The organism is Frigoribacterium sp. Leaf8 (assembly GCF_001421165.1).
GTDB lineage: Bacteria > Actinomycetota > Actinomycetes > Actinomycetales > Microbacteriaceae > Frigoribacterium.
The window spans coordinates 75,151-94,029 of sequence record NZ_LMKB01000007.1 but is presented as its reverse complement, the minus strand read 5'-3'; the positions used below and the strand labels follow the sequence as shown (position 1 = coordinate 94,029).

Below are 18,879 nucleotides of genomic sequence, written 5' to 3'. Positions count from 1 at the left end.
CTACCTGCCGCGTGCGCGGCTGACGGCCCGGGTCAGGCCCCGCGAGCCCGCCGCAACCTGGTGAGCAGTTCGGGGCCGCGGGCGTCGAGAAGGCGTCCGCCGCGCCGGATGCCGACGATCGCCAGGACGAGACCGAGGACGACGCCGACGACGAGCGTCACCAGCCCGAGGAGCACCGACCCCTGGACCAGCGCCACGACTCCGAGCACGAGCTCGGGCAGCGACAGCACGAAGACGATCGCCCACGAGGCGTAGAGCCCGAGGGTCGAGGTGACGTTGGCCCCGGGCGGTGACTTGAAGGGGCTCTCGCCCGCCGCCGGGACGGGCATCAGGTACAGCGCCGAGGCCACGCTCGACACGCCGAACCCGGTGAGCAGCAGCCCCAGGCCGATGCCGAGCAGGGCCGGGGCCACGTCGAATCGGCCCACCACCGCCAGAGGGACGAGCGTGGCGAGCACGACGGAGGGCACCGCGAACAGCGAGAGCGTGAGGACGCGACCTGCGCGGTCGGCCGCACCCGCCAAGCCGGTCGACAGGTGTGCGGCGAAGGCCGTGCCGTCGTACGAGACGTCGGCGGCCAGCGTGATGGCGAGGAGCGCGGCCACGGCCGGGCCGATGGCGTACAGCGGCCAGGTCGTCTCGAGGGAGAACGACAGGAAGATCGCCAGGACCGGCATCAGCGGGACGACGATCAGCGACCCGCCGTACCGCGGGTCGCGCAACCAGTAGACGGCCGTCCGGGCGGCGACCGCACCGGTCGGCGTCGCGGGGAAGCGGGCGAAGGGCCCGAGGCCCTTGGACGCCGCGGTGGCCGTGACGGCGGGGGGAGCCACGAGCGCCGTCGCCAGTCCGCGTCGCCAGAGCAGGAGGAGCACCCCCAGGGTGACCAGGGCGATGAGGGCCTTGAGGGCTGCCTCGCCCGGTCGGCCGAGGGCGACGTCGCCGGGGATCGACCAGGCGGCGCCGAGCGGGCTCCACGACAGGGCGTGGGCGACACGGGGCAGGTCGTCGCCGACGGAACTGAGCCCCTGGCCGACCAGGCCGATCAGCGGCCCGGCCAGGATGAGGGGCACGAAGATCGCGACGCTCATCAGCTCGCGGTAGCGACGTTTGGCACCCAGCGCGCTGGTGGCGGTCTCGACCGCGCGGGACGCCGCGACGCAGACGAAGACGCCGAGCACCCCGCAGAACGGCGCGAGGACGGCCGAGAGAGGGTGGTGCAGCCAACTGAAGGTCGTCGCGAGGGCGGCGACGAGCGTGACGATGCCCGGGATGCCCAGCAGCCCGGTGACGAACAGGGCGACGAGGAGCCTGTCGGCGGGCAGGGGGAACGGGCGCAGCTTCGAGACGCTGAGGGTCTGGTCGTAGCCCCGGGCGACGAAGGGCACGACGATCCAGCCGACGACGGCGAGGGAACCGCCGAGCACGCCGGCCGTCCAGGCCCAGCGTTCGGGCGCGAACGAGAGTGCGACCAGGCCGACCACGACGGCGGCGAGCACGCCGAGGCCGTAGAGCCCGCCGATGACGGCCGCGACGATCTGCCAGGTGCTGCGCTTGAAGCCGTTCAGCAGCACCCGCCAGCGCAGGCTCAGGAGGTGCGCAACCACGACGGCCCCTCGTTGTGCTGACGGCCGCCGACGAGTTCGACGAAGCGGTCCTCGAGGGTGGAGCCGGCGCGCACGTCGTCGGTCGTGCCGGCCGCGAGCACGCGCCCGGCCGCGATGACGGCGACGTGGTCGCACATGCGCTGGACGAGGTCCATCGAGTGGCTCGACACGATGACCGTGCCGCCGTTCTGCGTGTAACCGTGCAGGATGTCGCGGATGTTCGCGGCCGAGATCGGGTCGACCGACTCGAACGGCTCGTCGAGGACGAGGAGGCGCGGGGCATGGACGAGCGCGCAGGCGAGCGCCACCTTCTTGGTCATGCCCGCGGAGTAGTCGACGACGAGCGTGCCGCCGGCGGAGCGCAGGTCGAGCAGGTCGAGCAGGTCGCCGACCCGCTGGGCCGTCGTCTCGCGGCTCATGCCGTTGAGCAGGCCGTGGTACGTGACGAGCTGCTCGCCGGTGAGGCGGTCGAACAGCGAGATGCCGTCGCTCAGCACGCCCACGAGCGACTTGGCGTGCGTCGGGTCGGACCAGACGTCGACGCCCAGCACGGCGATGCTGCCCGAGTCGGGACGCAGCAGACCGGTCGCCATCGAGAGCGTGGTCGTCTTGCCGGCGCCGTTCGGGCCGACGAGGCCGAAGAACGAGCCCGTCGGCACGGTCAGGTCGATTCCGTCGACGGCGACCTTGTCGCCGAACGCCTTGCGCAGACCGGTGATCTGCAGGGCGGACGCCGGGGGCGTCGCGGTCGGTTCGGGGCGGGGCATGCCGACGTCGCTCATGGCCCCCAGCCTAGGGACGCCTGCCGACACCGCACCTCCCCCGGCGGGTGGAAGCAGGGGCGAGGTGCGGGTGGCGACGGCGGCGCGACTCAGCTGAGCTGGTTGGCCTCGACCCAGGCGAGGTACTCGGGGCTGACGGTGCCGGTGACGTACTCGCCCGTGAAGCAGCTCATCTCGAGCTCGGTGACGTCGCTGCCCTCGGTGATGGCCGCCTGCATGTCGGCGACCTCTTGGTAGATGAGGTGGTCGGCACCCAGTTCGCGGGCGATCTCGGGGATCTTGCGGTCGTGGGCGACCAGCTCGTGCCGCGACGGCATGTTGATGCCGTAGACGTGGGGGAACCGGACCGGGGGAGCGGCCGAGGTGAACGTCACCTTGTTCGCTCCGGCGGCGCGGGCCATCTCGACGATCTCGCGCGAGGTCGTCCCGCGGACGATCGAGTCGTCGACGATCAGGATGTTCTTGCCCTTGAACTCGCTCGACATCGCGTTGAGCTTCTGGCGCACCGACCGCTTGCGCTCGGCCTGCCCCGGCATGATGAAGGTGCGGCCCACGTAACGGTTCTTGTAGAAGCCCTCGCGGTACTCGATGCCGAGCTTCTGGGCGACCTGCATGGCCGCGGGGCGTGACGAGTCGGGGATCGGCATGACCACGTCGATGTCGCCGATCGGCGAGTGCGCGGCGATCGTGTCGGCCAACCGGTTGCCGAGGCGCAGGCGGGCGTCGTAGACCGAGATGCCGTTCATGATCGAGTCGGGGCGGGCCAGGTAGACGTACTCGAACGAGCAGGGGATGAGGCGCGGGCTGGCGTGGCACTGCTTCGACACCATCTGGCCGTCGAGCGAGATGAAGACGGCCTCGCCGGGGGCGACGTCGCGGACGATCTCGTAGCCGCCGGACTCGAGGACGAGCGACTCGGAGGCGGTGATCCACTCTTCGCGGACGCCGTCGGCGGCGAGACGGCGGCCCAGGACCAGCGGGCGGATGCCGAAGGGGTCGCGGAAGGCCAGCAGACCGTGGCCCGCGATCATCGCGATCGCCGCGTAGGAGCCCTGCACCCGGTCGTGCACGCGGGAGACCGCGGCGAAGATCTGCTCGGGGTCGAGCTCGCTGCCGTTGACCTGCTCTTGCAGCTCGTGCGCCAGCACGTTGACCAGGAGTTCGGTGTCGCTGTTCGTGTTGAGGTGGCGGCGGTCGACGTGGAAGAGCTCGCTGGTGAGCTCGCGCGTGTTCGTCAGGTTGCCGTTGTGGATCAGCACGATGCCGTAGGGCGCGTTCACGTAGAACGGCTGCGCCTCTTGCTCGTTGCTGGCCGCGCCCTTGGTGGCGTACCGCACGTGACCGAGGCCCATGTTGCCGAGCAGGGCGCGCATGTCGCGGGTGCGGAAGCCCTCGCGCACCTGACCCTTGGTCTTGTGCACGTGGAAGATGCCGCCCTCGGCGGTCGCGATGCCGGTGCTGTCCTGCCCCCGGTGCTGCAACAGGAGGAGCGAGTCGTAGACGAGTTGATTTGCTGGCTCGTGCGCGACGAGACCGACGATGCCGCACATGCGGATCTGGCTCCAGACCGTAGAGTTGGGGTTACCGCGACAGTCTAGAGCGACACCGAACGGATGAACGAATGGCGACCTCCTCTGCCCACTCGACCAGCGCCTCCTACGCCGCAGCGGGGGTCGACACGGCCGCCGGCGACCGGGCGGTCGAGCTGATGAAGGCGGCCGTCGGCGCCACGCACGGCCCCGGTGTCGTCGGTGGCGTGGGCGGGTTCGCCGGGCTGTTCGACGTGTCGTTCCTCAAGGACTTCGACAAGCCGTTGCTCGCGACGTCGACCGACGGCGTCGGCACGAAGGTCGCCATCGCCCAGGCGCTCGACAAGCACGACACGATCGGGCAGGACCTCGTGGGCATGGTCGTCGACGACATCGTCGTCGTCGGCGCCCGGCCGCTGATCATGACCGACTACATCGCCTGCGGCCGCGTGGTGCCGACCCGCATCGCCTCGATCGTCGAGGGCATCGCCCGCGCCTGCAGCGCGACGGGGACCGCCCTCGTCGGCGGCGAGACGGCGGAGCACCCCGGCCTGCTCGGGCCCGACGACTACGACGTGGCCGGCGCCGCGGTGGGTGCGGTCGAGTCGGGGCGCCAGCTCGGCCCGCACCTCGTCGGCGACGGCGACGTCGTGCTCGCCCTCGCCTCGTCGGGCGTCCACTCGAACGGCTTCTCGCTCGTGCGCCACATCCTGGCCTCACGCGACCTCGGCTACGACGACACCCTGCCCGAGTTCTCGGGCACCGTCGGCGAGGCACTGCTCGAACCGACGCGCCTGTACACCTCGCCCCTGCTGCGCGTGCTCGACGACCCTTCGCTCGACGGCGCGATCCACTCGCTCAGCCACGTCACCGGGGGCGGCATCGCGGCCAACCTCGCCCGCGTGCTCCCCCTCGGGTCGTGGACCGAGGTCGACCGTTCGACCTGGTCGCCGCTGCCCGTCTTCCGGGTGCTGAGCGACCTGGCCGGCTCGACCCTCGAGTCGAGCGAGGGCACCTGGAACCTCGGCATCGGCATGATCGCCGTCGTGGCCGCCGGACAGGCCGGCTCGGTCACCGCGGCCCTCGAGGCCGACGGCATCGCGACGTGGCCCGTCGGCACCGTCTCGACGCGGGCGCGTGACCTGTCCGGCTTCGAACAGGGCGCCAAGGGAGTCGACGGAGGCGCGGTGCGGCTCGTCGGGTCCTACGCGGGCTGATCACCGGCGACGTCGCGTGGCGTTCGTCCGGCGGCGGACGTACGATGAACCCACGCCCCTGCCGGGCGTCCTGACGACGACGTCAGACCGGACGACGAAGGAGTCGACCCATGAGCACCACCCGCATCCCCCTCTCCACCGTCTCGCGCGCGGCGGTCGCCGCTCCGCGCAGCGCCCGGGTCAGCCGCGTCCCCGCCCAGCCCGCGCCGCTGCGTTCGTCCGCGTCACCCGTCACCGGCGGGCGCAAGGTCGCGGCCCTCACGGCCGGCGGCATGATCCTGCTGTTGGTCGTGGGGCTGTTGCCCGCGGTCGCGACGCTCGTCGGCGGCTGAGCCGCGCCTCCTGACGGCGGCCGCGTCGCCGGTTCGGCCCGTCACCCGGTGAGCTGGTGACACACGACGACGGCCCCTCGAGATCGAGGGGCCGTCGTCGTGTGGCGTGCGTGGTGCGGACTCAGAGGATGCAGAACTCGTTGCCCTCGGGGTCGGCGAGGACGACCCACGACACGTCCGTGTCGTCTTGGCCGACCTGTGCGCGGACGGCCCCGAGCGATTCGAGCCGCGCGACCTCGTCGGCCTGCGTCGCCTCGCGGCTCTGGCCGTCGACCGGCGTCGGACGGAAGTCGAGGTGCAGACGGTTCTTGACCGTCTTGGCCTCGGGGACGCTCACGAAGAGGAGCCCCGGCAGCGTGTCGGCCGTCGGACGGATCTCGGGCTCGTCGTCGTCGACCGAGACGAACACCCACCCGAGGGCGTCGGCCCACCAACGGGCGAGCCCGGACGGGTCGCTCGCATCGACGACGACCTGCTCCCAGGCGAGGGACGAGGACGGAGAGGTCATCAGCCGGCCGGCCTCAGGCGCTCTTGTTCTGGTCGTGCTCGGTGTCGTATTCGTCGTCGAAGTCGTCGGCCCATTTGTCGACGTATTCGTCGCCGGAGTCGTTCTTCGTCGCCAACTCTTTTTCGAGTGCACCGTAGTTGGTGTCAGGGCTGAAGTACTTCAGCTCTCTGGCGACCTTGGTGTGCTTGGCTTTTTGACGGCCGCGCCCCATGCGTGACCCCCTCTGAACTCGGCCCGGAAACGGTGTCGGACGACCCGGGAACTGCCGACAGGATGCTGGTGAAAAACTGGACCGATCTTATCATGTACCCCTAGCCCCGGCTGCCGCCTCGGACGGGCATGATGGTCCGGATGACTGCAGGGGGCGAAGGCGAGCGGACGAGGGTCCTCGTGATCGGTGCGGGCCAGGCCGGGTTGTCGGTCTCGTGGTACCTGCGCCGGCTCGGACTCGAGGTGGGGCGCGATCTCGTCGTCCTCGACCGGGGCCCCGGAACCGGAGGCGCGTGGCAGCACCGCTGGGAGAGCCTGCGGCTGGGTGCCGCGCACCGGGTGCACGACCTGCCAGGCATGGCCGAGCTGGGGCTGGGGTTCGCCGACGCCGACCGGTCGGCCCCGGCGCGTGACGTCGTCGCCGACCGGTACGCGCGGTACGAGGACGCGCTCGGGCTCGACGTGCGGCGCCCGGTCGAGGTGACCGGGGTGACCGGGCTGGGGGACGGGTTCTCGGTGCGGTGGGCGGGGCGCGCCTCCTCGGGGGTCGCTCCGGCTGCGGGGACCGGGCCGGAGTCCGGCTCTCTGCGGGCCGAGGTCGTCGTGAACGCGACCGGCACCTGGGGCGCCCCGTTCGTGCCGTGGTACCCCGGGCGCGACACCTTCCGCGGGCGTCAGCTGCACACCTCGGACTACCGGGCGGCCTCCGAGCTCGAGGGGCTCGACGTCGTCGTCGTCGGCGGCGGCACGAGCGCGATCGGTTTCGTGTTGGAGCTCGACGGCGTCGCGGCCTCGACGACGTGGGTGACCCGCCGGCCGGTCGACTGGCTCGACCAGGGCGAGCTCGACGTCGAGTCGGCCGTCGCGGCGGTCGCCGCGCAGGACCGCGCGGCACGGGCGGGGCAAGCGCTGCCGAGCATCGTCAGCGGGACGGGCGTGCCCCGCACCCGGCGCTTCGTGTCGGGCATCGAGCGCGGCGTGCTGGTCGAGCGGCCGATGTTCGCGACCGTCGAACCCGACGGGGTGCGGTGGGCCGACGGCACCTCCGCCCACGCGGACGCGATCGTCTGGGCGACCGGGTTCCGTCCCGAGCTGCGGCACTTGGCGCCGCTCGGACTGCGCTCGGCCGACGGGGGCGTGAGCGTCGAGGGCGGCGCCTCCACCCTCGACCCGCGGCTGTTCTTCGCGGGCTACGGGCCGCAGGCCTCGACGATCGGGGCGAACCGGGCCGGCCGGGCGATCGCCCGTCAGGTGGTCGCGCGGTTGTCGGAGAGCGACGCCGAGCGCCGACGGCAGGGGTGACGCAGGCGATGCCCGTGCGCGGGCTCGCCCGCGTTCGGCGGGAGGGTGCGCGCACCATCGGCGGCGGGGCGAGCGGTCATGGGTGGCGGGGCGGGCGCACGGCGTGCGTGGCGGACCAGACGGCGACGGCGGCTGCGGCGGACCAGGCCTGGGGGCGGCACGAGGCGGGGTACGGCACGGGCGACGGCATCTCGCGGGCCGGGTCGCCCGAGTGGAGCTCGGGCATCCGGTAGTCGAAGGTCGGCGCCGCCGCGAGCAGGCCCTCGGCGAGCACCGCGGCCTCGTCGGCGAACCCGGCCCGGGCGAGGCCCTGCACCGCGATGGCCGTGTCGTGGGTCCAGACGCTGCCCCCGTGGTAGCTCAGGGGCCAGTAGCCGGCGCTGTCGGTCGACATCGTGCGGAGGCCGAAACCGCTGGACAGCTCGGGCGAGACGAGGCGGGACGCGACCAGCGCCTCCTCGTCCGGGTCGAGCAGACCCGTGCCGAGCAGGTGCCCGAGGTTGCTCGTGACCGTGTCGACCGGCCGCTTGGCCGCGTCGAGGGCGATCGCCGGGTAGGCGCCCGCGTCGTCGTCGACCCAGAAGGAGGCGCGGAACCGGTCGCGCAGGCGCCCCGCCCAGTCGCGCCACGCGTCGCCGCCCGCCCGACCGAAGGCGTCGAGCAGGTCGGCCCCGTGCACGGCCGCCTCGTACGCGTAGGCCTGCACCTCGCAGAGCGCGATCGGCCCCTCGGCGAGGGTTCCGTCGCGCCACTGGACGCTGTCCCCGGAGTCCTTCCAGCCCTGGTTCGCCAAGCCGTGGCCGGTCTCGTCGACGTACTCGAGCAGCAGGTCGCCGTCGCTGTCGCCCGAGTCGCGCATCCAGGCGAGGGCTGCGTCGAGGTGCGGCAGCAGCGCCTCGACCTCGGCCCGCGGCAGGCCCCAGCGCCAGGCGTCGTGCAGCAGACAGATCCAGAGCGCGGTCGCGTCGACGGTGCCGTAGTAGAGCGGGGGCAGGCTGACGTCCTCACCGGGGATCGTCAACGTCCGTTGACGGAGTTCGTGCATGATCTTGCCCGGCTGCTCGGCCGTTCCCGGCACGTGTCGAGTGCCCTGGAGTCCCGCCAGCACCCGCAGGGTGCCCCCCGCGACCGTGAGGTCGAGGGGCAGGGTGAAGCGGGCGGCCCAGAGCGAGTCGCGGCCGAAGAGCGTGAAGAACCAGGGCGCACCTGCGGCGTAGAACACGTCGTCGGGTGCCGTCGTCGTGGTCAGCCGGAGCGCCGCCAGGTCGTCGCGGGCACGGTCGACCCAGCGGGCGAGCCGGTCGTCACGCGGCGCCGGGTCGAGGTCGGCCCAGTGCGGCGGCGTCCGCACGCCCCGGACGACGGCGTCGGGGGCGGTCGCGACCAGGTCGAGACCGACCGTCACGGAACTCCGGGCGGGGACGACGGCGACCCACTCGACGACGAGGCCGGCCGGGGTGTCCCGCACCGCGCCTCCTCGGGTCTCGAGGTCGACCCGGACTCCTTCTGCCCGCCAGGAGGCGCGGGTGCCGTCGGACCTGAGCGTCGCGTCGCGCACGGGCGCGCCCACGATCCCGGCCTTCACGTGGTCCATGGGGGACGCGTCGGGTCGGAGGGTCGCGGCCAGGGTGACCGTGAGCTCGCGGTCGAGCCGGGAGGTGACCGTGTGGCGCTCGTGGACGCCCGTGGTCGTGACGTCACGGAGCGAGCTCAGGCGGACGTCGGGGTCGGCTCCGGCGTCGTCGAGGCCGCGCAGCAGCGACTCGAAGCGGACCGACGAGGCTCCGAGGGGCACCGTGGCCACGTGCTCGGGGACGAGACCGTCGACGGTGACGCCGTGCCCGGCGACGAGACGCACGTCGCCGAGGTAGACGCCGTGGATCGTCGCCGCGCCCATCGACCCGTCGGCGGCCGACCACGCCTGGACGGGAGCCCTCAGCACGACGGTCTCGGCGGCGAGGAACGGCTGGAGGCCGGGTGTCGGGGTCGACCGGTCGGCGTGGTCGGAATCGAGGGGGGAGGTCTGGGTCATCGGGGGCTCCTGGGGCTCCGGGTGGCGGGCGTGGGGTGCGACGGGGTGGGCGTCGCGGCGTGCATCACTCTTTGACGGCCCCGGCGCTGGCGTTCATGATGCGGCGCTGGAAGACGAAGAAGACGATGGCGACCGGGATCGTCATGACCGCGGCGGCCGCGAGCTTGATCGGGTACTGCGACCCCTGGCTCAGCTGCCCCGAGGCGAGGCTCGCGACGCCCTTGGTGAGGGTGGTCAGCTCGGGCGACTGGGTCGACACGATGAAGTGCGAGAGCTCGTTCCACGACCCCTGGAACGACAGGATGATGATCGTCACGAGGGCCGGGCGAGCCATGGGCAGGACGATCGACCAGAAGACCCGGAAGGTGCCGGCACCGTCGATGCGCGCCTGCTCTTCGACGCTGCGCGGGATCGACTCGAAGAAGTTCTTCATGATGAAGACCCCGGCGGCGTCGGTCAGCAGCGGCACGATCATGCCCGAGTACGAGTCGTACATGCCGAGCTGGTTGATCACCAGGAACTTCGGGATGAGCAGCACGACCGTCGGCACCGCCATCACGCCGATCAGCAGCACGAAGACGACGTTGCGCCCCCGGAACTGCAGCCGCGCCAGGGCGTAGCCGGCCAGCGAGTTGAAGAAGACCCGCCCGAGCGTCACCACGATCGTCACGATCGCGGAGTTCTGGAACCAGGTCGGGAAGTCGCTGTTGAGGAACAGCTGGCGGTAGGCGGCGACCGTCGGCGTGATCGGGATCAACGCCAACGGGTCGGAGGCCGCCTCGGGGTCGGTCTTGAACGACGTCGCCACGTTGATCAGGAACGGCAGGATGTAGATCGCCGCGATGACGATCAGCACGGCGTAGAGCACCGAGGTGCCGGCGATGCGTCGCGTGCTGCGGGGCTCGCGCCCGGCCGGGTGAGGTGGGGCCGGGGGAGGCGCGACCGGCGAGGAGGGGTTCGTCCGGTCGGCGATCGGTGCGGTCGTGGTCATCGCTCGACTCCTGTCGTGTAGAGCCGGGTGCGTCTCTTCGACACGGCCCGTTCGCGCAGCACGATGCGCTGCAGGATCGTCAAGGCGACGATGATGACGAACAGCACGAAGGCGATGGCCGCGCCGCGACCCCACTCCTGTTCGCCGAACGCCGAGGTGTACGAGAGGTAGGCGGGCGTCAGCGTGGTCTTCTGCGGGCCGCCCTGGGTGCCGGTGTAGATCTGGTCGAAGACCTGCCAGGTGCCGATGAGGCCGAGGGTGAGGACCGTGAAGAGCGTCGGTCGCAGTTGCGGCAACGTGATGCGCCAGAAGCGCTGCCAGCCGCTCGCGCCGTCCATCATCGCGGCCTCTTGGACGTCGCCACCGAGGTTCTGCAGGGCCGCCAGGAAGAGCAGCATGAACGTGCCACTGGTGGTGAAGACGGCCATCAGGATGAACGCGGACATCGCGACCGACGGCCCGGCCAGCCAGTCCCACCAGCTGACGCCGAGGGCGGTGTGGTCGGCCAGCAGGGCCGGGGGCTGCGTGACGCCGACGACGGCGAGCAGGTTGTGCAGCACGCCGCTGGCGTCGTTGAACCACGCGGGCCCGGTGATGCCGACGAACGAGAGCAGCTTGTTCACCGCGCCGCTCTGCGAGAACAGGAACAGCCACAGGACGGTGATGGCGACCGAGCTGGTCACCGACGGGAAGTAGAACGCGGTGCGGAAGAACCCGCGGCCGCGCAGCACCTGGCGGTTCACCAACACGGCGAGCAGCAGAGCCACGGCGGTCTGGATGGGCACGACGAGGATCACGTACCAGGCGTTGTTGCGCAGGCTCAGGCCGAAGTCGCGCTCGGCCAGGCCGCCGCCGCCGAGCAGGTCTCGGTAGTTCTGCGCCCCGACGAAGCCGACGCCGGCCGCGAAGGGGGAGCCCCGGCCGGTCCAGTCCGAGACGCTGACCCAGAGGGCCATCAGGACGGGCACGGCCAGGAAGAGGCCCAGGACGATCAGCACGGGCGAGACGAACAGCCAGCCCGAGAGGCCCTCGCCGCGCGAGACGGCGCTGCGCCGTCGGGGGACCTTGGTCGAGATCGCGGTCATGGGGACTGCCTTTCGTGCGCTGTCTCGGGTCGGTGGGTCGCGCCTCCTCGGATGATCGCCGACGAGGCGCGGCCGCGGGGGAGGAGTGAACGGGACCGGGGAGGGACGGAGGCGCGACCGCCCTGGGGAGGACGCGTCGCGGCCCCGGCCGCCCCCGTCGGGTGGGGAGTGCGAGGCACCGCGCCGGGGGAGGCGCGGTGCCCCGAGGGTTACTGGAGGATCGCCTCGAAGTTCTTCTGCGCGGACTCGAGGATCGTCTTCGGGTCGCCGTCCTTCAGGCCGGAGAGCTGCGAGTTGAAGTCGCTGATCACGGCGGCGGACCCGTCCTGCGTGGGCGTGCCCTGGGCGAACTCGACCGAGTCGAGGAACGCGGCCTGGTCGGGGTTGTCGGACTTCCAGGTGTCGGCGGCCGACTGGATCGAGGGCATGACGCCGAACGCGTCGGCGAAGGCGAGCTGCTGGTCGGTGCTCGTCAGCTGCTCGACGAGGTCGACGGCGGCCTGCTGGTTGGGGCTGTCGGCGGCGATGCCCCAGCAGTTGGTGAACTGCAACGTGCCCTGGCCGCCGGGGCCGGCGGGCAGCTCGGCCACCTGGTACGACACGTCGGGGTAGTCGTTGGTGAGTGCGCCGGTGATCCAGTTGCCCTCGATGGTCATCGCCGCCTTGCCCGTGCCGAAGGCCTCGCCGCCCCAGCCCGCGCCGAGGTCGCTCGAGAACGCGGCGTCGCCGCTGGTCAGCAGGTCCTTCACGTAGGTCAGCGCCTCGACGTTCTCGGACGAGTCGAGCGTCGCCTCGGTGCCGTCGGCGGTGGTCACCGCGCCGCCGGCCTGCGCCATGAACGCGCCCACCCGGGCGTACTCGGGGCTGAAGGCCAGGCCCACGTGGTCGGCCGTCGTGAGCTTCGCGGCGACCGCCTTCAGCGAGTCCCAGTCGGTCGGGACGTCGGCGTCGGACAGGCCGGCCGCGGCCCACATGTCGGTGTTGATGATCAGGCCGAGGGTCGAGAAGTCCTTGGGCGCGCAGTAGAACCGGTCGTCGAGCGTGAAACTGTCGACGAGGGTCGGGAAGAAGTCGCCCTCGTTGGCGAGCTGGTCGCCGTAGGCCAGCAGGCTGCCGTTGCCGGCGAAGCCCGCGAGCGTGTCGGTCGAGACGTAGAACACGTCGGCCGGCTCGCCCGAGGCGAAGCCCTGGCTGAGCTGCTGCGGCAGGTCGGAGGCCACGCTGACCTCGGCGCCGGTGCCCGAGTCGTCGGACCAGCTCGCGACGGCGTCGGTGACGGCCTTCGTCTCGGCGTCTCCGCTCGAGCCGATCAGCACGGTCAGCGAGTCGTCGCTGCTGGTGAGGGCGCCGTCGCTCGCGGCGCCCGACCCCTCGCTGAAGCCGGAGCCGCAGGCCGTGAGGGCCAGGGCCGAGATGGTGGTGAGGGCGGCTGCTGCCGCCAGGCGGGTCGTGCGTCGTCGCATGGTGGGCCTCTCGTCGCGTCGTTGCGATGGTGCGGGTGCTGTGGTCGGGGTGTGGTGCCGGGGTGGCGCCTCGGGATGGAGCGGGGGCGGACGTGAGATTTGATCGATCAAATCCGTGTCGTCAGAGTAGGCAGGCCGCCCCGTGGGTGTCAAGACCGGGGAGCCGAGAGGCACCCGGGCGCTGGGGTAACGTGACCCGAGGCCGCCGACCGGCGCCGGGGTGGAGGGCACGATGACTCGGGTTCCGACACCGCGCCTCCCGACCGTCAGCGACGTCGCCTCGGTCGCGGGGGTGTCGCGGCAGACCGTCTCGAACGTGCTGAACGCGCCCGACATCGTCCGACCCGACACGCGGGGCCGGGTCGAGCGGGCGATCGCGGACCTCGGCTACCGGCCGCACGCGTCGGCGCGACGATTGCGCACCCGCAAGAGCTCGACCATCGGCATCCGGCTCGACCCCGTGCAGAACGGCATCTCGGGCGCGGTGCTCGACCGGTTCCTGCACGCGGTCACCGAGCAGGCCGACGCTCGCGACCACCGCATCCTGCTGTACACGGCGGCCGGGCCCGACGACGAGATCGCCCAGTTCCGCCGCCTGCTCGACGGCGCCGACGTCGACGGGTTCGTGCTCACCTCGACGTTCTTCGACGACCCGCGCACCGAATGGCTGATCGACGCCGGCGCCGACTTCGTCACCTTCGGTCGGCCCTGGGGGATCGACGACATGGGCGACCCGCAACACCGCTGGGTCGACGTCGACGGACGCGCCGGCCTCGCCTCGACGACCGACGACCTGCTCGACCGGGGTGCGACGCACGTGGCCTTCCTCGGCTGGCCCGCCGGCTCGGGCGCCGGGGACGACCGGAGGCGCGGGTGGCGCGAGGCGCTCGCGTCACGGGGCACGCTCGATCCGGCCTCGATCGACGCGCTCGACCTGGCCGTCGAGGACTCGGTGCCGCTCGCCTCGGCTGCGGTCCGGTCGGTGCTCGACGCGGGAGTCGCGGTGGACGCCGTGGTGTGCGCGAGCGACACCCTCGCGCTCGGGGCATCGGTCGTGCTGGGGTCATCGGTGCCGGTCGTGGGCTACGACGACACCCCGGTCGCCTCGGCGCTCGGCCTGTCGAGCGTCGAGCAACCGCTCGTCGACGTCGCAGGAGCCGTGCTCTCGCTGCTGCTCGACGACAGCGAGCCGCGGCACCGGCTGCTGCGGCCCCGCACCGTCTGGCGCTGACGCTCCCGGGCGCCGGCGCTACTTCTTCTTGCGGGGCGAGGTGCCGGTCGAGTTGCGGGCGGCCGAGCGGGCCTTGCGTGCGGCGGCGCCGCCTCCGCGGTTGCCGGCCGCCGAGCCCGGTGCGCGCGGGGTCTGCTTCGGGCCGGGTTTCGTGCCGTTCTGCGCGGGCTGGACGTCGAGGCCCCGCTGCACCGCGCCTCCTTCGACCGCCGCCCCGGCGCGGCCGTCCGGGCCCGCGTCGGCGCCCAGGGCCCCGCCGGCGGCGCCCGACCGGCGACCGGCCGGCTCGAGCACGCGGCGCGGCACGGGGCGGGGGCGGATCGGCTCCCCACGGCGGTCCTGGCCGGGGATCGGCCGCGATCGACGCCCGTAGAGCACCTCGGACGAGTCGAGCAGCCACGGCACGAGCGAGATCGTCACGCCGTGCACGAGCATGAGCTTCTGGCGGATGCGGCGGCTCTTGTGGTTGTGCAGCGCGGCCTCCCACCAGTGGCCGACGATGTAGATGGGCGTGTAGACCGTGACGACCTCGCTGCCGTGCTCTTCACGGTGGGCCTTGATGTACTTGATCAGCGGCATGCTGATGTCGCGGTACGGCGAGGCGACGATGCGCAGGGGCACCTCGATGTCCTGCTCGGCCCACTGACGCTGCAGGAGCGCCGTTGCTTCGTCGTCGATGCCCACGTGGATCGCCTCGAGCGACTCGTGGCGTGCGGCGATGGCGTAGTCGAGGGCCTTCAGCACGGGCTTCTGCATGGTGCCGACCAGCACGATCGCGTGGTCGCCGTGCGAGCCGAACTGCGTCGTGGCGTCGGGCTCGATCTCGACGAGCACGTCCCGGTAGTAGCGGTTCACGCCGAGCATCAGCACGAAGAGGATCGGCATGATGACGAACACCAGCCAGGCGCCGTGCGTGAACTTGGTCACCGTCACGACGATCAACACCGACGCCGTGAGCAGGGCGCCGAAGGCGTTGATGCCGCGGGCGCGGTACACCGCTCCACGGTCGGCGCATCCCTCGCGCAGCATGCGGGTCCAGTGGACGACCATGCCGGTCTGGCCGAGCGTGAACGAGACGAAGACGCCGATGATGTACAGCTGGATCAGCCCGGTGACGCTGGCCTGGTAGACGAGCAGGATGGCGCAGGCCACCAGCGCCAGCACGATCACGCCGTTCGAGTAGATCAGTCGGTCGCCGCGCGTGTTGAGCGCCTTGGGGGCGTACTGGTCGCGGGCCAGGATCGACCCGAGCAAGGGGAACCCGTTGAAGGCCGTGTTCGCCGCCAGCAACAGCACCGCCGCGGTGCAGGCCTGGATCACGTAGAAGGGGATGCCGAACAGCGACCCGCCGAAGACCGCGCTCGCGATCTGCGCGACGAGGCTGCGCTGCGGCGTGGTGGCGCAGTCGACGAACCCCTGGAGGTCGCAGGCGTCCTCGGCGTAGTGCACCTTGGCGATCAAGGCGACGGCGACGAGGCCGGCGAACAGGACGATGGCGATGCTGCCCATCAGCACGAGGGTCTTCTGGGCGTTCTGCACCTTGGGCCGCCGGAACGCGGGCACGCCGTTGGCGATCGCCTCGACGCCGGTCAGGGCCGAGCAGCCGCTCGAGAAGGCCCGGAGCAACAGCAGGATGAAGGCGGCCTGCGTCAGCTGGTCGGCCTGCACCGTGTACTCGGCGCTCTCGGCGACGGGCGGGTCGCCGAGGGCGGTGCGCACCAGGGCGATGACGATCATGACGAAGACGCTCGACACGAAGAGGTAGGTGGGGATCGCGAAGGCCTTGCTCGACTCGCGCACGCCCCGGAGGTTGACGGCCGCCAGCAGGACGACGAAGAAGATCGCGAGCTCGACGCGCACCGGCGCCAGTTCGGGCACGGCCGAGATGATGTTGTCCACGCCCGAGGCGACCGAGACGGCCACCGTCATGACGTAGTCGACGAGCAGCGCCGAGGCGACCACGAGCCCGGCCTTCTCGCCGAGGTTCTTGTGGGCGACCTCGTAGTCGCCGCCGCCCGACGGGTACGCCTTGATCAGCTGACGGTACGACGCCACCACGACCAGCAGCAGGACGACGACCGCGACGGCCACCCACGGCGCGAGGGTCAGGAACCCGAGGCCGCCGATCAGCAGGATCATCAGCAGTTCTTGCGGCGCGTAGGCCACCGAGCTGAGCGGGTCGCTGGCGAAGATCGGCAGTGCGAGGTGCTTCGGGAGCAGCTGCCCCTCGAGCTTCTCCGAGGGGAGGGGTTCACCGATCAGCCAACGCTTCGGCGACCGGGTGTCGTTGGTCACGAGCGGCGACTCTACTCCCGTGCGAGGGCCTGTCAACTTCGCTCGTGGACGATTTATTCCCGGTCAGCGCGGGTCGGTCCGAACTGGTTCGTACCGGCCGCGGCTCAGGCAGGCGAGGAGGCGCGGGCCGGGGCGACCACGGAGGTCGCCACCCGGCGCCGGGCGAAGAGCGGCAACGTGATCGCCACGAGCGGGCCGATGAGCAGGGCCTCGGCCGCCGTGCCGATGCCGACCTGCCCGCCGAGCAGCCACCCCGCGGCGAGGACCGTGAGTTCGATGACGGTGCGCGCGACGCCCACCCGCCAGCCCAACCGGGCGTGGAGGCCGAGCATGAGCCCGTCGCGAGGGCCCGGCCCGAAGTCGGCTCCGATGTAGAGGCCGCTCGCGACGGCGAGCAACAGCAGGCCGCCCGCGAAGGTCAGGCCTTGTGCCCACCACTCGGTCTGCTGTGGCAGGACGCGCAGGCCGAGGTCGGCGACCGGACCGATCATCAGGGTGTTGGCGATCGTGCCGAAGCGGGGTCGCTGGCGCAGGGGGATCCAGAGCAGGAGCACGACGAGGCTCGTGACGAACGTGACGGTGCCGAACGTCAGCCCGGTGTGGCGGACGAGCCCCTGTGACAGCACGTCCCACGGGGCGACGCCGATGCCCGCGCGGACCATGAGGGCGATGGCGAAGCCGTAGGCGGTGAGGCCGACGAACAACTGCAGCAGGCGACGCGAGAGGAGCATGGGGTCGATCCAATCGCTCGACTGGCCTGGTGGCAAGGGTCCAATCCGCCTAGGGTGGCCGCGTGACCAACCTCGACCACGGTGCCACCACGGTCTCGTCGCGGGCGCTCGGCGTCCTGCTCGACTCGTGGCGCGCCTCCTCGGTTCCCGGCTACCTGGCGCTCGCCGACCGCATCCGCCTGCTCGTGCTCGACGGCCGGCTGCCGGTCGGCACCCGCCTGCCGTCCGAACGCGACCTCTGCGCGCACCTCGGGGTCAGCCGCACGACCGTGGCCGCGGCCTACGCCGCCCTCCGCGACACGGGGCACGTCGACAGCGTGCGGGGCAGCGGCAGCGTCGTCCGGCTGCCGGCCCGCGCGTCAGTGCCGCGTCCGACGACGACCGAGGGGCTGCTCGACCTGACGAAGGCGGCGCTGCCCGCGGTCGACGGCATCGCCGAGGCGGCGCAACGGGCGGCGGGGCGGCTCGGCGCGTACCTGGACGACCCGGGCTACGACCCGGTCGGGCGACCGGTGCTGCGCGAGGCGATCGCCGAACGGTACCGACGGCGGGGGCTCGAGACGAGTGCCGACCAGATCGTCGTGACCCTCGGGGCGCAGCACGCGATCGCGCTGCTCGCCCGCGTGCTGGTCTCGCGCGGCGACCGGGCCGTCGTCGAGGCGCCCGGCTACCCGCACGCCTTCGAGGCCCTCCGCGGCGCCGGCGCCCGCCTCGTGCCGGTCAGCGTCACCGTCGACGACGGCTGGGACGAAGCGGCGCTCATGCAGACCCTGCGGCGCACCAGCCCGCCGGTGGCCTACCTGATGCCCGACTTCCACAACCCCACGGGCGCGACGATGCCCGCCGACCAGCGGGCGCGCGTGCTCGAGGCGGCGGCCGCCGAGGGCACCGTCGTGATCGCCGACGAGACCATGGCCGAGATGGCGATCGACGACCGTCGCGACGCCCCCTCGCCGATGGCCGCGTACGGACGCGCGGTCACGATCGGCTCGGTCGGCAAGTCGCTCTGGGGTGGGCTGCGCATCGGCTGGATCCGTGCCGAGCGCCCGCTCGTCGAGCGGCTCGTGCGCGCCCGCTCGGCGGGCGACCTGGGCACCCCCGTGCTCGAGCAGCTCGTGGTCGCCGAGCTGCTCGGCGACTTCGACCGCGTGCTGGAGGCGCGGGCCGGCCACCTGAGACGAGGTCGCGACCGCGTCGTCCACGGCCTGAGGGAGGCGTTCCCGTCGTGGCAGGTGCCGTCGCCGGCGGGCGGTCTCACCACCTGGGTGGGGCTCGGGGCGCCGGTCAGTTCGCAGCTCACCCTCGCGGCCCGCCGGGAGGGCCTGCTGCTCGCGGCCGGCCCGGTGTTCGGCATCGACGGGGCGTTCGAGCGGTTCCTCCGCGTGCCGTTCTCGTACGCCGACAGCGACACCGACCGGGCGCTCGCCGCCCTGCGCGCCGCGTGGGACGGGGTCGACGGGGTGCAGGCGCCGACCTCGCCCCTGCTGGCCGAGGTCGTCTGAGCCGGGTCCTGCGGTCGGCTCGTCCCCGTCACGGCGACCGGGCAGCGATCTGCACAGCGTGA

The 18,879-nt window shown here is 72.2% G+C and carries 16 protein-coding genes; 5 read left to right on the top strand and 11 right to left on the bottom strand.

Going from position 1 to position 18,879, the window contains the following annotated elements; translation table 11 throughout:
* Window positions 1-32: 32 nt before the first annotated feature.
* The 3 genes from ASL10_RS14415 to purF form a co-directional block, all read right to left on the bottom strand.
* Entirely contained in the window at window positions 33-1,607 is a 1,575-nt protein-coding gene (locus ASL10_RS14415) for a hypothetical protein (RefSeq protein ID WP_056049500.1), read from the bottom strand.
* Complete coding sequence (locus ASL10_RS14410) at window positions 1,589-2,389, bottom strand: ABC transporter ATP-binding protein (RefSeq protein ID WP_233568550.1); 801 nt, start codon at window positions 2,387-2,389, stop codon at window positions 1,589-1,591. The genes ASL10_RS14415 and ASL10_RS14410 overlap by 19 nt, the downstream gene beginning before the upstream one ends.
* A gap of 89 nt (window positions 2,390-2,478) precedes the next feature.
* Window positions 2,479-3,939 carry an amidophosphoribosyltransferase gene (purF, locus tag ASL10_RS14405; protein WP_056049492.1) on the bottom strand — a complete coding sequence of 487 codons (1,461 nt, stop codon included), beginning with the start codon at window positions 3,937-3,939 and terminating at the stop codon, window positions 2,479-2,481.
* Window positions 3,940-4,010: 71 nt separating this feature from the next.
* On the opposite strand from purF, the gene purM reads away from it, so the two are divergent.
* Together purM and ASL10_RS14395 are read left to right on the top strand one after the other, a co-directional pair.
* Complete coding sequence (purM, locus tag ASL10_RS14400; RefSeq protein WP_056049489.1) at window positions 4,011-5,135, top strand: phosphoribosylformylglycinamidine cyclo-ligase; 1,125 nt, start codon at window positions 4,011-4,013, stop codon at window positions 5,133-5,135.
* Between the two features lie 110 nt (window positions 5,136-5,245).
* Window positions 5,246-5,467, top strand: a complete 222-nt coding sequence (locus ASL10_RS14395; RefSeq protein ID WP_056049486.1) for a hypothetical protein — start codon at window positions 5,246-5,248, stop codon at window positions 5,465-5,467.
* A gap of 121 nt (window positions 5,468-5,588) precedes the next feature.
* Here the strand turns inward: ASL10_RS14395 and ASL10_RS14390 are convergent, their stop codons facing one another.
* Together ASL10_RS14390 and ASL10_RS15710 are read right to left on the bottom strand one after the other, a co-directional pair.
* Window positions 5,589-5,975, bottom strand: a complete 387-nt coding sequence (locus ASL10_RS14390) for a VOC family protein (protein WP_056049483.1) — start codon at window positions 5,973-5,975, stop codon at window positions 5,589-5,591.
* 13 nt (window positions 5,976-5,988) lie between these two features.
* Window positions 5,989-6,186, bottom strand: coding sequence for a DUF3073 domain-containing protein (locus ASL10_RS15710; RefSeq protein WP_056227242.1), 198 nt, complete (start codon window positions 6,184-6,186; stop codon window positions 5,989-5,991).
* Between the two features lie 140 nt (window positions 6,187-6,326).
* Between ASL10_RS15710 and ASL10_RS14385 the strand changes: the two genes are divergently transcribed.
* A complete protein-coding gene (locus ASL10_RS14385; protein WP_056049569.1) occupies window positions 6,327-7,487 on the top strand; it encodes an NAD(P)-binding domain-containing protein in 1,161 nt (386 codons plus the stop codon).
* A 76-nt stretch (window positions 7,488-7,563) separates the two neighbouring features.
* On the opposite strand, the gene ASL10_RS14380 is transcribed toward ASL10_RS14385, so the two are convergent.
* The 4 genes from ASL10_RS14380 to ASL10_RS14365 form a co-directional block, all read right to left on the bottom strand.
* Window positions 7,564-9,519: a glycogen debranching N-terminal domain-containing protein gene (locus tag ASL10_RS14380; protein WP_056049480.1), complete on the bottom strand. Its 1,956-nt coding sequence runs from the start codon at window positions 9,517-9,519 to the stop codon at window positions 7,564-7,566.
* Window positions 9,520-9,583: 64 nt separating this feature from the next.
* The gene (locus tag ASL10_RS14375; RefSeq protein ID WP_056049477.1) at window positions 9,584-10,510 is read right to left on the bottom strand and encodes a carbohydrate ABC transporter permease; all 927 of its coding nucleotides are present in this window, start codon (window positions 10,508-10,510) and stop codon (window positions 9,584-9,586) included.
* A complete protein-coding gene (locus ASL10_RS14370) occupies window positions 10,507-11,595 on the bottom strand; it encodes a carbohydrate ABC transporter permease (RefSeq protein WP_056049474.1) in 1,089 nt (362 codons plus the stop codon). Before ASL10_RS14370 ends, ASL10_RS14375 begins: the two co-directional genes overlap by 4 nt.
* Before the next feature lie 209 nt (window positions 11,596-11,804).
* A complete protein-coding gene (locus ASL10_RS14365; protein ID WP_043597415.1) occupies window positions 11,805-13,058 on the bottom strand; it encodes an extracellular solute-binding protein in 1,254 nt (417 codons plus the stop codon).
* A 232-nt stretch (window positions 13,059-13,290) separates the two neighbouring features.
* Here ASL10_RS14365 and ASL10_RS14360 point away from each other — a divergent pair, with 232 nt between their 5' ends.
* Window positions 13,291-14,289: a LacI family DNA-binding transcriptional regulator gene (locus ASL10_RS14360; protein WP_043597449.1), complete on the top strand. Its 999-nt coding sequence runs from the start codon at window positions 13,291-13,293 to the stop codon at window positions 14,287-14,289.
* A gap of 18 nt (window positions 14,290-14,307) precedes the next feature.
* Here the strand turns inward: ASL10_RS14360 and ASL10_RS14355 are convergent, their stop codons facing one another.
* Window positions 14,308-16,584, bottom strand: a complete 2,277-nt coding sequence (locus ASL10_RS14355) for an APC family permease (protein WP_082460630.1) — start codon at window positions 16,582-16,584, stop codon at window positions 14,308-14,310.
* Window positions 16,585-16,688: 104 nt separating this feature from the next.
* Entirely contained in the window at window positions 16,689-17,315 is a 627-nt protein-coding gene (locus tag ASL10_RS14350) for a YitT family protein (protein ID WP_056049470.1), read from the bottom strand.
* 62 nt (window positions 17,316-17,377) lie between these two features.
* Here ASL10_RS14350 and ASL10_RS14345 point away from each other — a divergent pair, with 62 nt between their 5' ends.
* The gene (locus tag ASL10_RS14345; RefSeq protein WP_056049466.1) at window positions 17,378-18,817 is read left to right on the top strand and encodes a PLP-dependent aminotransferase family protein; all 1,440 of its coding nucleotides are present in this window, start codon (window positions 17,378-17,380) and stop codon (window positions 18,815-18,817) included.
* The last annotated feature ends 62 nt before the right edge of the window (window positions 18,818-18,879 follow it).